Genomic DNA, 16,124 nt, shown 5'->3' with positions numbered 1-16,124 from the left:
TCGTTGTGTTTCGATTAGCTTACAGGGGGTGTGCCGTTAGCTTCTTTTGCATTACAATCCGCATCTAACTTTTTGAGCGAACATACTATGACTGCGATTGGGATTGACTACGGTACATCAAATTCTGAGGTTGTGTATTTTGATGGAACGGCCCATCAGCACATCAAACTTGACCCGCTAGATAAAAAGGGCAATAAAATTCGTTCTTCGGTGTTCATTTACTTTGAAGATGAACTGCCGCCGCCTCCTGATGCTATGGTAGAGGCGAAAGTTGCGCAGTTGCAGCGAGTGATCAGCGAACAAATAGACAAAGCTAAAGACGGCTATTACTCGGCAAAAGACCCGAAAGAGCAGGCAATGTATAGCAGCCGAATCGACTCGCTTCGTGGTGATCTGCATAACAAACCAGCCCTTCAACGCAAAGCGATTCAGCAGTTAATGCACGCTATGTCGCTAGATGAAATTCCTTTGCTACGCTTAGTAGAGCACGGCAAGTTTGCGTTTGGTGAAGAAGGGTTTAGACGCTTCCTTAAGATGCCGGACAAAGGCCGACTTATCTATTCGCCTAAGAACTTTTTAGGCGCATCACTAGACGGCGACCAAAAACAGGCGTTCATTGGTATCATAGCTAAGCAATTAGCGTACTTTAAACAGTGTGCCGAGCAGCAGTTGGGCAAGGTGGTAAACAATGCGGTTGTCGGCCGCCCTGTTAAGTTTCATGGCACCCGCGGTGAAGAGGGCAATGCCCAAGCCATTCAAATTATGACTGAAGCGGCGACTAACGCAGGCTTTACAGGGGTTAATTTCTTAGATGAACCTATTGCCGCGGCGTACAAAATTGAGCAAACCTTGCCAAAAGACACTACCACGCTAATTGTTGATATTGGTGGGGGAACCACGGATATTTGCTGTATTAAGCTTTCTCCTGAGCGTTCCAACCAGCTTGACCGCAAAGATGATGTGCTAGCGGTTACAGGCAGACGTTTAGGCGGCATGGACTGTGATAAAAGCTTAGTTCTTAAAGGCATAGCGCCAGAAATGGGTATGGGCCTTAAAATGATTAACGGGCTTCCTGTTCCGCCTACCTATTTTTCAGACATGTGCGCAGTTGATAACATTCCAGCGCTTACTCGCTTTTTCTCTGATGATTACGGCTTAGATATTTCACAAACCATGTCGGTAATTAAAGAGCCCGCCCAGTTAGAACGTTTGCTTATTGTGCAAGAAAACAAGTTGTCTGCTCGAGTCGTAAATTCAGCGCGATTGGCCAAAGAACTACTGTCGAGCAAGCAAAACATTACGCTGCCGCTGCATTACATTGAAGATGACTTTGACGTAGAGATTTCACAAGAGTCACTTAAAAAGGCGTTAAAACCTTGGCTAGATAAAGTGAAAGCGTTAGTCGTGGAATGTTTGGAAAACAGCAGTGAAAAACCAGAAGTGGTGATGATAACCGGGGGGATGAGTTTATCGCCTATCGTGGTTGATGCACTCTATGAAAAACTACTTACGGGGTTGCCTCGGTTAGAAAACGACGCATTCAACTCGGTGTGCGAAGGACTAGCGATTCAAGCAGCTAAGCACGCTTAATCTTTTCTAATTTATTGCAGGTGTTAAAAACACTAAGCCTTAGCGCAGTAACATAGACTACGCTAAGGCTTTTTTAATTAGTGCTTAAGAATATTGTGTTCTTTCAAATAAACTGCGATAGCCTCTGGCGACTCGAAAGCATTTAACAGCATTTCTTGTGCGCGCGCTTTCACATCGTTATCTTCAGATGATGAAAGTAAGTGGTACCAAGTCTTAACTAAGGCTAGTGGTGGCGTTTGAGTCATTGGGTTTCGCTCCAGCAATTCTTACTGCAAAATTCACATAAATCATCGTAACGTATGATTTGCCAAAACAAGCTCTGACCAGCGTAAAAAACAAGTAAATAAACGTCAACGCGCACTTTTTACAAACTGCCGTGTAAATTACACAGCAGTTAGTAAGAAGAAGTTGTGCGCTTGACGCCTAGGAATTTACATCATCACCGGCTCAAGCTTGTGTGAGCATGGGTTTCAGAAAACGTCCAGTATGTGAAACTTCTTGTTGTGCCACATGCTCAGGAGTTCCTTCTGCAATAATCTGGCCACCTCCAGATCCGCCCTCCGGTCCAAGGTCGACAATCCAATCTGCGGTTTTAATTACATCTAGGTTATGCTCAATAACCACAACGGTATTACCATGATCGCGCAGTCTGTGAAGGACGGCTAACAACTGCTTAATATCGTGGAAGTGCAAACCTGTAGTCGGCTCATCCAAGATATAAAGTGTCTGCCCAGTGTCTCTTTTTGACAACTCTTTCGCCAATTTTACACGTTGCGCTTCACCACCAGATAACGTGGTGGCCGCTTGACCAAGTCGGATATAAGACAAACCCACATCCATCAGTGTCTGCAATTTTCGTGAGATTGCAGGTATAGCATCGAAGAACTGACGTGCATCTTCCACGGTCATTTCTAACACTTCATGGATGTTCTTATCTTTATATTTTATCTCTAGGGTTTCACGGTTATAGCGTTTGCCCTGACATACATCACAAGGCACGTACACGTCTGGCAAAAAGTGCATTTCTACTTTAATTACACCATCGCCCTGGCATGCTTCACAGCGTCCGCCTTTCACGTTAAAGCTAAAGCGGCCAGGCTTATAGCCCCGTGAACGTGACTCTTGCGTGCCTGCGAACATTTCACGGATAGGAGTGAAAATACCCGCATAAGTTGCTGGGTTAGAACGCGGGGTTCTGCCGATAGGGCTTTGGTCAATGTCTACTACTTTGTCGAGCTGGTCTAACCCCGTCATCGACTTATGCGGAGCCGGTTCAGACGTGGTTGCCTTGTTCAGCTCGCGCTGCGCAATTTTATAGAAAGTGTCGTTAATAAGCGTTGATTTACCCGAGCCAGACACACCCGTCACGCAGGTCATCACACCCGTTGGAATACGTAAATCTACCGATTGCAAATTGTTACCAGTAGCACCTAAAAGCTCTAACCACTTATCGTCTTTAACTGGCGTGCGGTTAGCAGGTATATCTATTTTTTCCTTACCAGATAAGTATTTTCCGGTAAGTGAGTCTTCACTGTTTTTAATGTCTTCCAGCGAACCTTCGGCAATAATTTCACCACCGTGCACACCAGCCCCCGGGCCTATATCCACAATGTAATCGGCTTCGCGTATGGCATCCTCGTCGTGCTCAACAACTAGTACCGTATTACCTAGGTCGCGCAAGCGCGTAAGTGTGCCAAGTAATCGCTCATTATCTCGCTGATGAAGGCCGATGGACGGTTCATCGAGCACGTACATTACGCCAACAAGACCTGCGCCAATTTGACTTGCTAGTCGAATACGCTGGGCTTCACCACCGGATAGGGTGTCGGCGCTGCGTGACATAGAAAGATAGTTAAGGCCCACATTCACCAAAAAGCTTAAGCGGTCCATAATTTCTTTTAAAATCTTTTCAGCTATTTGCGCTCGCTGGCCTTCCAGATTAAGTGACTCAAAGAAGCCAAACGCATCTGCAATCGACATTTCTGCAATAGCAGGTAAGTTAGTATCTTGAATAAATACGTTACGCGCTTCAACCCGCAAACGGGTGCCGTTACAACTACTGCAATGCTGTTGGCTTAAATATTTTGCTAGCTCTTCACGAACTGAGTTCGACTCGGTTTCACGATAGCGGCGCTCCATATTAGGAATAATGCCCTCAAATGGATGTTTGCGCTCCATAACATCGCCGCGCTCATTAATATATTTGAAAGACAGCGATTTCCCTTTGGATCCGTAGAGCACGATGTCTTTGTGTTTGTCATCGAGTTCTTCAAACGGCACAGTAAGGCTAAATTTGTAATGTTCTGCTACTGCCTGCAACATCTGGAAATAGTAGTAGCTGCGCTTGTCCCAACCGCGAATCGCTCCGCCAGATAGGCTCAATTCGGTATTACCCACAACGCGTGCAGGATCAAAAAACTGTCTTGTACCTAGCCCGTCACAAGTTGGGCAGGCACCGGCTGGGTTGTTGAATGAAAACAGGCGTGGTTCAAGTTCACTAATGCTGTAGCCACAGTGAGGACAAGCAAAGTTGGCTGAAAACACGATTTCTTCCGCGTCTTTATCGTCCATATCAGCTACAACAGCGTTACCACCAGCTAGGCTCAGCGCTGTCTCAAATGATTCTGATAAACGCAGTGCCATATCGTCACGCACTTTAAAGCGGTCCACCACAACTTCAATGGTGTGCTTCTTATGCAAATCCAGTGGCGGTGGGTCGGACAAGTCACATACCTCGCCGTCGATACGAGCGCGGATAAAGCCCTGAGCAGAGAGATTTTGCAGCGTCTTAACGTGCTCGCCTTTACGGTCTTTAACAATAGGCGCTAGCAGCATTAACTTACTGCCTTCCGGCATCGCTAATACTTTGTCGACCATTTGACTAACCGTTTGCGCATCTAGCGGCACATCGTGCTCCGGGCAACGGGGTGTGCCAACGCGTGCAAACATCAAACGTAAGTAGTCGTAAATCTCAGTGATAGTACCCACGGTGGAACGTGGGTTATGCGACGTCGATTTTTGTTCAATGGATATTGCAGGTGATAAACCCTCAATATGATCAACATCGGGTTTTTCCATCATGGAAAGAAACTGACGCGCGTAGGCAGACAGAGACTCTACGTAACGACGTTGACCTTCCGCATAAAGCGTGTCGAATGCAAGAGACGATTTACCCGAGCCAGAAAGGCCGGTTATCACCACCAGTTTGTCTCGTGGCAGTGTTAAATCGATGTTTTTCAAGTTGTGGGTGCGAGCACCGCGAATTTCGATTTTATCCATTGAAGCCTAAATGAGAGAAAAAGAATCAGTATGCCATAGGTGTCAAGTAAAGTGATATGACATTCAAGTTATACTGTAAGCGGAGCAAGCAGATCACCTCACGGTCATAAGCTTACGATTAGTTCTCGCTTAACGACATTGCAAAGTGGTGATTTTATCCCCACTTTTAAACCCCTATTAAGAAAAAGGGTAGCGCGAGAGGGCTAAATCTACCTCGCGAGCAGAAGAAAATACCAACTGTATTATGCTACACTTCGCGACCTTATTCGTGATGCTGCAGAAACAAGTGTTCTCTGCGCGCTTTTATGTTTTTTTGATTTTATTTATTGAGGGAAACAGACGCTTTGAACGCTTTGGAATTACGCGCCGCGCTTGCACTCGCCTCCGTTTACGTATTACGCATGATGGGGTTGTTCATGGTTATGCCCGTGTTGGCTGTAGCCGCAATGGACTACCCGGATTACTCGCCGCTGTTGGTAGGGCTTGCTGTGGGTGGATATGGCTTAACCCAGGCTGCGCTGCAAATTCCTATGGGCATGATGTCTGACAAATGGGGGCGTAAACCCGTTATTTTGCTAGGTCTTGCTGTATTTGCTTTAGGAAGCTTTGTGGCAGCCAATGCCGATAGCATGGCTATGATGATTGTTGGGCGTATTCTTCAAGGTGCAGGCGCGATTGCAGGTGCGATAATGGCGCTAGCTACCGATGTAAGCCGTGAAAGTCAAAGGGCTAAAGTGTTAGCTATCATAGGCATAGCTATTGGCTTTTCATTCTACTTAGCTGTTATTCTAGGGCCTCTTATTGCAAACAGCTACGGACTTGCCGGTGTGTTTGGTATTACTGGTATTCTGGCCATTCTTTGCATGCCGCTGGTTAAATGGGTAGTGCCAAATGGCGTGCAGCTTAGCAGCGGCGATACACTTCCACAAAAAAACCAGCTGAAGCGCTTAATTTTTTCTTCTCAGTTATGGCGTTTAAATGTCAGCGTAATGATTCTGCACATGCTAATTACCCTGTTGTTTGTTCAATTGCCTGTCACGCTTTTGAACTTTGACATGTCGTTAGAAAGCCACTGGACGGTTTACTTGCCCGTGCTTGGAGCGTCGATTGTTGGTCTAATTATTATGATGGGAGCGGCGAGAGGCCGCACGCCAAAATCACTTCTTGTAATCGGTGTAGTGCTGATGGGCGGCGCGTTTTTAGCGCTTAGCTTGGAAGACCAAAGCTGGTGGTGGGTTACCGCAGCTGTAGTTCTGTTCTTCACTGGCTTTAATTATTTAGAAGCGAATTTCCCTGCATTGGTGTCGAGCATTGCACCTGCGGGGCAAAAAGGAACGGCTATGGGGCTTTACGCCAGTTTTCAGTTTTTCGGTGCGTTTCTAGGCGGTGTAATTTCAGGTTTAGTGACTGACATATGGTCACAAGAAATTGCTTACGGAATTGGTGCGGCTAGTACACTGCTATGGCTCTTCATTATTTATGGCGTGAAGGAAGTGAGCCGGGTAAAGCGTGTGATGATGAACGCAGAGTTTGATAATTCAAAAGCCTCCACAATCGAGTCAGAATTAATGTTAGTGCCAGGTGTGCTAGAAGTAACACTAAACGGTCAAAATAATGCAGTGTATCTTAAGGTAGACCGTGAATTTGACGCAGTAAAAGCGCGAGATGTGCTGTCGGCATAGAGATGCCATTACGTTACATACCAAGATAGGTTAACACCATAGTAATTTTGAAAGGAAGGGAGCACCATGATCGACCTAAGCAGTTATAAAGCCATTATTTTTGACATGGATGGCACCCTGGTTGATTCAATGGGCGCGCATATTGATGCCTGGCAGCTGACTTGCGATGCGTTTGGCTATCCCTTCGACCGAGATTATCAACATAGTCTCGGTGGAGTTCCTACCTTCGAAACCGTGCATCTTATGAATGCCAAGTATGGTAAAAGTCATGAACCAGCAGAGGTCGCCTTATATAAAAAACAGGCCTTTGAAGGACTAGATCATGTGCCAAAACTTATCCAAGATACCCTGGATGTGTTTAATCACTATAAGGGAAGCATGCCCATTGCTGTGGGTACGGGCTCAGACAGGCAGCACGCGAAATGGGTGCTAAATGAGCATGGGTTATTAGAGCAATTATCAGCGCTGGTTACCTCTGATGACGTAACTAAAGGTAAACCTCACCCTGAGACTTTTGTGCGTGCCGCAGAGTTGATGGGTGTTGCACCACAGCATTGTGTGGTGTTTGAAGATACCGACATGGGTAGAAAAGCGGCCCTTGACGGCGGCATGGCTTGCTTTATGGTCGATAACACGCGGCTCATCTACTAAAGCATTGTGATTACCGCAATATATTAGACTGCCTCTAGTTCACTTAACGCGTCGCCACAGTTATGTAAAAGTGACGATTTTATACGTTTGGTGGCATCTTCAATGGCAGTTTTCATCGCATCAATGGCGATTTGGTTGCTCTGCTCCTCACCCGTGTTGACGTTCATGCTTCTGCCTTTAAAAACAGTAACGGGTGAATACTTCTCTGCGTAAGCAGGCTTGAATTTGACGTTAAGCACTACAGTGGCAACTATGTTAGTTCCCAAGCTTTTGACAAAAGCGCGATTAAGCACGACTTTCACACTATTACTCGCCTCAATATCAGGACTCACGTTCATTTCCTCTAAGCTTTGCTGTAGCAGCGCATAAAGTGCGTCTTCGGTTACGTTACTGCTCCCCACTAATAAGTCTTTGCTAGCTCGAGAATCAATAAGCTCCGCTAAGTTTACGGGGCAAGCCTTCGCTTTAGACATTGTCAGTCGATAATCGGCCTTTTGTGACTCGGGTATTAACGAAGAGTCGAATTCAGGTGGTGTCGACTCACAAGCAACAAGCAAAGGTAGAGCGCAGAAGGCAAAAAATATTTTTGCTGATTGCCTAACATGGAGAGAGAAAAACATTCTATTTTTCATTATTTTAATTTTTTCTTATATATAGATTATGTCAATAATATAGACTCAAGTATAAGAAAGTTTGTAGTGCGAAGAAACTCAACAACTGTTGCAAACTGTTACAGCTGGTTTAGCATATCAAAGCATAAAGTTTGTGCAGTGATGAGACTTTCAAGCATTCGTAAGTTAAATATAAACTTCTCTATTACAAATCAACACGGACAGTTCCTAAATGATAACCTTTAAAAACGCAGTAATTAGTGTAATTGTGACTGTTTCACTATTAGGGTGTGCAATTAACGTATCTCCTACAGCATTCTTCTATCAAGATACGCAACAACAACCTCTGAATACTACAAATCTGCACGCTGCTATTCAAAAAGATAAAGCCTCAGCGGGCATCACCCGTGTTGAAGTCAAAAATGACCAAGGATTAACATTAAGAGGCGTTGCGGTTTCATACGCGGACCCTGTCGTTAATATTGTTTTCTTCGCAGACAATCGTATGGCGCTAAGTGAAAATAACAGCATTATTCACAGGCTAGGTAAGCTGCCCGCTAATATTTTATGGCTCGATTATCAGGGGGTAGGGGCCAGTGATAAGGCAAAAAATTTGAGTATTAACGCTATAAAGCAAGACGCGTTAACCCAGTTTGATTACGTCGAAAATGCGTTTGATGCGTCACTTCCCACCATTGTACATGGCCGAGGTATAGGTAGTTATTTCGCAAGTTATGTTGCTGCCAATAGAAAGATTGATGCTCTGGTTTTAGACGGGGCTTTTAATAACATATCTGACCTTATCGCCAACATGGTACCAGGCTTTTCTAATTCATTTACCAACATGAAGCTTCACGACGAGGTTCATAGTATGCAAATCGCACCTATTTTGCGTCACTATGATGGTCCTCTTTGGCTACTTGTGGGAGAGGAAGATAAGATAACCCCTTATCCAATCAGTCAACAATTACTAGAAGATGCATCAAGTAGCGAAAAATATATTTCGGTTGTACCCGGGGCTACGCACAATGCAACGCTTAAAAGTGACTATGCCATTGAACAGTACAAACAATTTTTAGCGAGATTTACTCAATAAGCGAGTTTTATTGGCTGTGGATAAATAGTGGAAAACCTTGTTGGTAAGTCTGTTAATAGCCATATATACCGGCAGATCACGATCTTATTCTAACGGTCTGGTTGGATCACGAAATATCAGTTAAATCAAGCGTTGTAGAGCACTCCATGCTGATCTTAATGTTTTTTGATCGTAAATATGCGCAAGATCAGGCAGTTTTTCGAATTGGGGATAAAAGTCTAGGGTGAAACGATCAGGCGGGTATTTTTGTCAATAGTATCGCGTAATAAAATTTTTAGAATACAGTTGCACGGTAATGCATCAAATTGCGATTAATCACTCATCAAACTGGCTTACTACTGATTAAATAAAATACCCGCCAACAGGCGGGTATTTTTTACTTTTAATTTTCGTAAGCTTTTTTCTATGCACATTGGTATTAGATAAGCGAAGACTACACTCTTACTACTGAATCGCGTTTTACTACCGTAGGAGTATATTTAAAGGTTAAGCCATCTTCTGGTGTACTTCCCGACGCGTATTTCAATGCAAGTTCAGCGGCTTTTGCCGCCATCATTTCTACAGGGTAACGCAGAGTGGTTAATTTAGGGCGACAGTACTTCGCAAGCAGCACATCATCATACCCCATAACAGATACTTGCTCAGGTACGGAAATACCGTGGTCCTGCAGCATAGTCATCGCCCCAGATGCCATAGCATCGTTATAGGCTAAGACAGCAGTAAATTTAGCGCCAGTGGCTAGCAGGTTTTGCATAGCTAGCTCACCACCTTCCTGATCTGGTGTGGAATACTCAATCATGCTCTCGGGTAAGCTTAGTTGTGCCGTATCTATAGCGTTCCTTATTCCTTCAAGGCGCTGATTAGGGTCGTCAATACGATACTGACTACTAATTACGGCTACATGCTCATGTCCCTGATTAATAGCATATTCGGCCATAAGGCGGCCGCCGGTCACGTTATCTAGCCATACGCAACGATTCGCTATTTCTGGTATATAACGATTGATTAAAACAAAGCCCGGAATTTGGTTAGCAAAGCCAATCAATGTTTCATCATCAAGGGCTTTGCTGTGAACGACCATAGCTTCAACACGGTGTTCCAACAGAGTTTCGATGGCGCGAAGCTCCGTCTCCTTTTCAATCGACCCTGCACTTAGAAGTATTTGAACGTTATTTTTGCGAGTAATTGATTCAACGCCATGCGCCAACATAGCGAAAAATGGGTCGTGGAGTTCGGCAATAACGACTCCCAATGAGGCACTGCGTTTGGTTACAAGGGCCCGTGCGTTTGCGTTGGGACGGTATCCCATTTCTTCCATGATTTTTTTAACGCGCTGTCGAGTATCGTTGCCTACTTTTGGGCCATTATTAATAACCCTAGATACTGTGGCTAACGAAACACCAGCGGCTTGGGCTATATCTTTTATTGTTGCCATTTTCTCTTTAACTTTGTTTTTTTAATGCATTGAAGACCTCGGGGTCCGACTGCTATAGCGTACATTATATTTACATAAAAAGGTAAAATTCTCTCTGTTCTAGGTACAGCGGTATAACTTAAGCAACAGGCAAAAGTATCGACTGGGTTTATCATATATAGTTCTTGGCCAAACTACTGTCAAAAGTAATGGAAAACGTATAACCTTTTAGCTTTTGTAAGTGCTCTATTGTTACTAAACCATACGAGCGAGCGCGTTAAATTGCCCGAGTCTAATTAATCGAGCATCCAAAAAGGTAAAAAAATTGTTATGAAAATAAATGTATCTACATTTGGTGAAGTAGACGGCGAAATCGTTAACGCTTTTACTTTAAGTAATGACAGCGGTATGTCAGTTACCTTGCTCAACTACGGCGGAATTATCAAAGAACTTTATTTTCCAAATGCAAAGGGCGAATTGATAAACTGTGTCCAAGATTTTGATACGTTGCAGGGCTATATTGATGACCTTAGCTACCGCGGTGCAATTGTAGGGCGCTACGCTAATAGAATAGGGCATGGTACATTTACTTTAAACGGCCAACAGTACACGTTAGATAAAAATGGTGGAGAGCATAATCTGCACGGGGGCTATGCCGGCTTTCACAAAAAATTATGGCAAGCTAGCACACAAGAATTCACCGACAGCGCCAGTGTAACATTCACGTTGTCTAGCCCAGACGGGGAGGGTGGCTTCCCTGGAAATATTAATGTCGAGGCCTGCTATACGCTTAATCAGTTCAACGAGTTGTCCCTTGTCATCAAAGCAACAACAGATAAAGAAACACCCCTTAGTTTCACTCAACATGCCTATTTTACACTAAGCAACCATGAGAAGGTGGGTAGTACACTGCTGTATATCAATGCAGAAAAGGTGACAGATGCAGATAGTACGCTGTTACCAACTGGTGCTTTGGTTGATGTTGCTGATACACCTTTTGATTTCACTTCATTTACTAAAATAGAAGAAAGGGCTGAACAAGATAAGTCACATTCGTTGTTTGATAAAGTGGGTGGCTACGATCACAACTATGTGCTTCAAGCGGCTACAGAGAATGGCCCACAAGCTACGGTTAAAGCAACTGATACAGGCATTACGATGGAACTATACACTAGTCTTCCCGGACTGCAGTTTTATACGGGGAGCCTGCAAAAAGATGAGCAATTAGGTGCTCTGTGTTTAGAGCCCCAATACTTCCCTGATTCACCTAATAAACCTTCGTTTCCGAATTGTTTTGTAAAGCCGGGTGAAACTTATGAAGAAACGATTCGATATAAGTTCAGCGCTGAGTAAATTCTCCGAACGGCTAAAAGAAAATTAATTGTTATTAATTTAACAATTAATTTTCTTTGTTAGTTAATTGATAAACAGCATTGCTTGCTATATTATTGCTAGGGTAAACGTTTAACCCTTAAGTGTTATGCAAAAGCGTTATGTGAAAGGCGCTATGCTAGAGCTTAACCAGTCTATTCAGAGAGAGTGATTATGGGAACCCCTTTCGACCCAACCAATGATCCGCATCGCCGTTATAACCCGTTATTGGGCGAGTGGGTGCTAGTATCGCCACACCGAGCCAAGCGTCCTTGGCAGGGTGCTTCTGAAGAACCGAATAACGAACAAAAGCCATCTTACGATCCTACTTGTTATCTGTGCCCATCTAACACGCGTGTGAACGGCGAGGTTAATCCAGACTACAAAGGCACATTCGTTTTTCAAAACGATTTCGCTGCGCTCAAGCAAGACACTGAGCAAGCCAGTGAGAAAAAAGGTCTGTTCCAATTTGAAACAGAGCAAGGCTGTAGTCGCGTTATTTGTTTCTCACCTGATCACAGTAAAACACTTCCTGAGCTTACTGACGAAGAACGGGTAGATGTGGTTAACACGTGGAAAGAACAAACCGCTGAGCTGGGTGAAAGCTATCGTTGGGTACAGGTTTTTGAAAACAAAGGCTCAATGATGGGATGTTCTAACCCTCATCCACATGGTCAGGTATGGGCGCAGCAGCACATTCCCACAGACCCAGCAAAAAAATTAGTACAGTTAAAGCAGTACTTTGGTGAAAACAACGCACCTATGCTGTTAGATTACGCTGAGCAAGAAGTTATTAAGCAAGAGCGCGTTGTATGCCAAAACGATGATTGGGTGGTTGTGGTTCCATATTGGGCTGCATGGCCATTTGAAACCCTATTACTGCCACGTTTTGATGTTCAATCTTTGCACGAGCTATCTGATTCGCAATCTCTTTCACTTGCCAAAATCATTGGTGAGATAACGGCGAAATACGACAATTTATTTGAGACGTCTTTTCCATATTCAATGGGTTGGCACAGTGCACCATTTGATAATGAAGACCACCCTGAGTGGACGCTCCATGCTCATTTCTTCCCGCCACTATTGCGCTCAGCGAGTGTTCGTAAGTTTATGGTTGGATATGAAATGATGGCCGAAGCACAACGAGATTTGACCCCTGAACAGGCGGCAGACAGATTAAAAGCACTGCCTTCGGTGCACTACAAGCAACGTGAGAATACTAATGGATAACCAAGTACTTTCTTCTAAATTTGAAGCGCATTACGGCAACGAGCCAACGCTGATAGCACACGCCCCAGGCCGAGTGAACATCATTGGTGAACACACCGATTATAACGAAGGGTTCGTCTTTCCGGCTGCAATCAACTTTGGAACTTGGGTTGCGGCAACTAAGCGCGATGATAGTGACATTTTGGTTACTGCAATGGACTATGAAGATCAGCAGAATCAGTTCTCATTGTCAGACATTAATTACGACGAGGAACAAGGTTGGGCAAACTATGTTCGCGGCGTAGTGAAAGTATTAAAAGAGGCTATGCCAGGCTTTGGTGGAGCAAATTTGCTGGTAACAGGTAATGTACCGCAAGGCGCTGGTTTAAGCTCTTCTGCGTCTTTTGAAGTGGCAATACTGAAAGCCTTGAGCGCGTTATATGAGTTGCCATTAGACGGTGTACAGGCTGCACTATTAGGTCAAAAAGCAGAAAACACTTTCGTGGGCTGTTCATGTGGAATCATGGATCAATTAATTTCAGCCATGGGCAACGAAGGTATGGCAATGCTGCTTGATTGCCAGTCATTAGCCATCGAGCACTCACCGCTTCCAGATTCTCACCAAATAGTGATTATCAATTCGAATGTAAAACGTGGTTTGGTAGATAGCGAGTATAATTTGCGTCGTCAGCAGTGCGAGCAAGGTGCATCGCTACTGGGTGTTTCATCGTTGCGCGAAGCTACAATGGAGATGCTAGAAGAAGCCAAAGCGCACATGCCTGAAGTGGTTTATCGCCGAGCAAAGCATATTATTACTGAAAACGCGCGTACTTTAGCAGCAAGCCAGGCTTTAAAGTCTGGTGATATTGAGACGGTAAGTGAAGCTATGGCTGAGTCTCACGTTTCTATGCGCGACGATTTCGAAATTACCGTACGTCCAATTGATTTCTTGGTTGAGATTATCGGTGAAGTGCTTGGTAAATCTGGTGGCGTTCGTATGACGGGCGGTGGTTTTGGCGGTTGTGTTGTAGCGCTTGCCCCTACAGACCAAGTTGATGCTGTGAAGCAAGTAGTAGCAGACAAATACTTTGACGAAACTGGCTACCATGCAGATATCTACGTGTGCACTGCAACACAAGGTGCATTCGCTTAGGAATACACCATTAGGAACAAAGGTTTTAAATACATATCGCTCCCTTTTCTAAACAATTCTACTCCCTAAAATTGTTTGTGTCCCTTAAGCCGCTTCCACAAGAAGCGGCTTTTTTTACAAAAGTGCACATTTCTTGTTAAAAAAAATCAACAAAGTGTGGTACTAATACTACCCGCAATAACACGATGCGTTTATCGGTGGTTTTCTGACCGGTGAACGGTTTATCGTAGAATGCGAAACGCGTTTTAATACGTGACACTGGTGTGGCAAAAACCAATAAAATAATAAAAACAATTTTTCACCTGTGTACCCTGCATAATAATCGCCGCACCCAAAATAAAAACTTTGGGAAAAATTATGAAATTAGCATCAATAGATATCACATTATTCGTGATATACGTCGTCGCGCTAGTCACAATAGCATGGTGGGTTTCTCGCGAGAAGCAGGGGCACCAGAAAGACACAAACGATTATTTTTTAGCAGGCTCAAGCTTGCCGTGGTGGGCGATTGGCGCATCACTCATCGCCGCCAATATCTCTGCCGAACAAATCATCGGCATGTCAGGGTCAGGCTATCAGTTAGGGCTTGCCATAGCTTCGTATGAGTGGATGGCCGCCATTACACTACTTATTGTGGGCAAATTCTTTTTACCTATCTTTTTAAAGCATAAAATCTATACCATGCCTCAATTCTTAGAACAGCGATACGATCATCGCGTGCGCAAAGTAATGGCAATATTCTGGTTGGGCGTTTATGTATTTGTAAACCTTACTGCAGTGCTGTGGTTGGGTGCTTTGGCCATCAATACGATTGCCGGTGTAGATATGGTTTACGGCATGATGTTTTTAGGTCTTTTCTCGCTAGCCTACTCACTTTATGGCGGCCTGAAAGCCGTAGCGTTAACCGACATTATTCAAGTGGTGCTGTTAGTCATTGGTGGACTGTTCCTGTCGTATACCGCGTTAAACTTAATCAGCGATGGAAACGGTGTTATTCAGGGCTTTGTCGATTTAACCAATAAGCTGCCTGAAAAATTCGACATGATCTTGTCAAAAGACAACCCGCATTATATGGACTTGCCAGGTATTTCTGTACTGGTTGGTGGTATGTGGATAATGAACTTGTCGTACTGGGGCTTTAACCAGTACATTATTCAGCGTACGTTGGCAGCAAAGAGTGTGCAAGAAGCCCAAAAAGGTATTGCGTTTGCGGCATTCCTTAAGTTACTTATGCCTTTAATTGTTGTATTGCCTGGCATTGCTGCGGTACTAATTGTGCCTGATCTAGCTAAGCCTGACCAAGCTTACCCAAGCTTGATGACGCTAATGCCTGTTGGACTTAAAGGTATTATCTTCGCCGCACTTGTGGCAGCAATTGTCTCATCACTTGCTTCAATGACGAACAGTGTGTCTACTATCTTTACCATGGACCTTTATAAAGACAAGCGTCCTAACGAGTCGCAGCAGCATTACGTAAAAGTAGGACGAATCGTAAGCTTGGTGGCGCTTATCATTGCAATGGTGGTGGCTAAACCACTTTTAGGCAATTTCGACCAAGCATTCCAATATATCCAAGAATTTACCGGTTTCTTTACACCAGGTATCTGCGCGTTGTTCGTTTTGGGTATGTTCTGGAAGAAAACCACAGCAAACGGTGGCCTATTAGCTGCGTTAGGTTCATTTTTATTAAGCATTGTGTTTAGACAGTTCTGGCCTGAACTGCCGTTTATCGATCGTGTTGGGCTCGTGTTCCTGCTTTGCGTTGCTTTAGCTGTTATTGTTTCTCTACTAGAGAAGAAGGGCATTAGCGAAAACGCGGTCGATCTAAATGAAGTGCAGTTTAAAACTACAAACGGATTTAACGTAGCGTCAATCGCCGTAGTGATTTTGACCGCAGCATTTTATATTACGTGGTGGTAGCAAGTATAAGAGGGCATTACTCATAGTAACGCCCTAACTAAACTCTGCTAAAAACAAGGCGAAAGTTCAGAAGACGCTGACAATAAATTTTGTTAAGTTCAAGAACGTGTTGCAGTTAGTGACGTAAACGTTAGGCGAAAAATTTGAA

At 44.2% G+C, this 16,124-nt stretch carries 12 protein-coding genes; 8 read left to right on the top strand and 4 right to left on the bottom strand.

Annotation, left to right across the window (positions count from 1 at the left end; all coding sequences use genetic code 11):
* The first annotated feature begins 87 nt into the window (after window positions 1-87).
* Window positions 88-1,590: an Hsp70 family protein gene (locus V7R55_RS07255; RefSeq protein ID WP_334058650.1), complete on the top strand. Its 1,503-nt coding sequence runs from the start codon at window positions 88-90 to the stop codon at window positions 1,588-1,590.
* 77 nt (window positions 1,591-1,667) lie between these two features.
* On the opposite strand, the gene V7R55_RS07250 is transcribed toward V7R55_RS07255, so the two are convergent.
* A complete protein-coding gene (locus tag V7R55_RS07250) occupies window positions 1,668-1,835 on the bottom strand; it encodes a hypothetical protein (protein WP_025256952.1) in 168 nt (55 codons plus the stop codon).
* Window positions 1,836-2,037: 202 nt separating this feature from the next.
* Window positions 2,038-4,869 (bottom strand): excinuclease ABC subunit UvrA, encoded by a 2,832-nt coding sequence (gene uvrA / locus V7R55_RS07245; protein ID WP_334058648.1) that lies wholly within the window; start codon window positions 4,867-4,869, stop codon window positions 2,038-2,040.
* Between the two features lie 344 nt (window positions 4,870-5,213).
* On the opposite strand from uvrA, the gene V7R55_RS07240 reads away from it, so the two are divergent.
* Window positions 5,214-6,551 carry an MFS transporter gene (locus V7R55_RS07240; protein ID WP_334058646.1) on the top strand — a complete coding sequence of 446 codons (1,338 nt, stop codon included), beginning with the start codon at window positions 5,214-5,216 and terminating at the stop codon, window positions 6,549-6,551.
* Between the two features lie 66 nt (window positions 6,552-6,617).
* A complete protein-coding gene (locus V7R55_RS07235) occupies window positions 6,618-7,202 on the top strand; it encodes an HAD family hydrolase (protein ID WP_334058644.1) in 585 nt (194 codons plus the stop codon).
* A gap of 23 nt (window positions 7,203-7,225) precedes the next feature.
* Here the strand turns inward: V7R55_RS07235 and V7R55_RS07230 are convergent, their stop codons facing one another.
* Window positions 7,226-7,834, bottom strand: a complete 609-nt coding sequence (locus V7R55_RS07230; RefSeq protein WP_334058642.1) for a hypothetical protein — start codon at window positions 7,832-7,834, stop codon at window positions 7,226-7,228.
* Window positions 7,835-8,045: 211 nt separating this feature from the next.
* Between V7R55_RS07230 and V7R55_RS07225 the strand changes: the two genes are divergently transcribed.
* Window positions 8,046-8,909 (top strand): alpha/beta hydrolase, encoded by an 864-nt coding sequence (locus tag V7R55_RS07225; protein ID WP_334058640.1) that lies wholly within the window; start codon window positions 8,046-8,048, stop codon window positions 8,907-8,909.
* Window positions 8,910-9,342: 433 nt separating this feature from the next.
* On the opposite strand, the gene V7R55_RS07220 is transcribed toward V7R55_RS07225, so the two are convergent.
* Window positions 9,343-10,344, bottom strand: coding sequence for a LacI family DNA-binding transcriptional regulator (locus V7R55_RS07220; protein WP_334058638.1), 1,002 nt, complete (start codon window positions 10,342-10,344; stop codon window positions 9,343-9,345).
* 309 nt (window positions 10,345-10,653) lie between these two features.
* Between V7R55_RS07220 and V7R55_RS07215 the strand changes: the two genes are divergently transcribed.
* The 4 genes from V7R55_RS07215 to V7R55_RS07200 all read left to right on the top strand — a co-directional run bounded on the left by V7R55_RS07215 (window position 10,654) and on the right by V7R55_RS07200 (window position 15,976).
* The gene (locus V7R55_RS07215) at window positions 10,654-11,676 is read left to right on the top strand and encodes an aldose epimerase family protein (protein ID WP_334058637.1); all 1,023 of its coding nucleotides are present in this window, start codon (window positions 10,654-10,656) and stop codon (window positions 11,674-11,676) included.
* A 192-nt stretch (window positions 11,677-11,868) separates the two neighbouring features.
* Window positions 11,869-12,924, top strand: a complete 1,056-nt coding sequence (locus V7R55_RS07210) for a UDP-glucose--hexose-1-phosphate uridylyltransferase (RefSeq protein ID WP_334058635.1) — start codon at window positions 11,869-11,871, stop codon at window positions 12,922-12,924.
* Window positions 12,917-14,056 carry a galactokinase gene (gene galK, locus V7R55_RS07205; protein WP_334058634.1) on the top strand — a complete coding sequence of 380 codons (1,140 nt, stop codon included), beginning with the start codon at window positions 12,917-12,919 and terminating at the stop codon, window positions 14,054-14,056. Before V7R55_RS07210 ends, galK begins: the two co-directional genes overlap by 8 nt.
* A gap of 357 nt (window positions 14,057-14,413) precedes the next feature.
* Complete coding sequence (locus V7R55_RS07200; protein ID WP_334058633.1) at window positions 14,414-15,976, top strand: sodium/sugar symporter; 1,563 nt, start codon at window positions 14,414-14,416, stop codon at window positions 15,974-15,976.
* The last annotated feature ends 148 nt before the right edge of the window (window positions 15,977-16,124 follow it).

The sequence above is a fragment of the Alteromonas sp. S005 genome (assembly GCF_036864475.1).
Lineage (GTDB): Bacteria > Pseudomonadota > Gammaproteobacteria > Enterobacterales > Alteromonadaceae > Alteromonas.
Note: the sequence above shows the minus strand (reverse complement) of the source record. Positions and strands in the feature narration are given on the sequence as shown.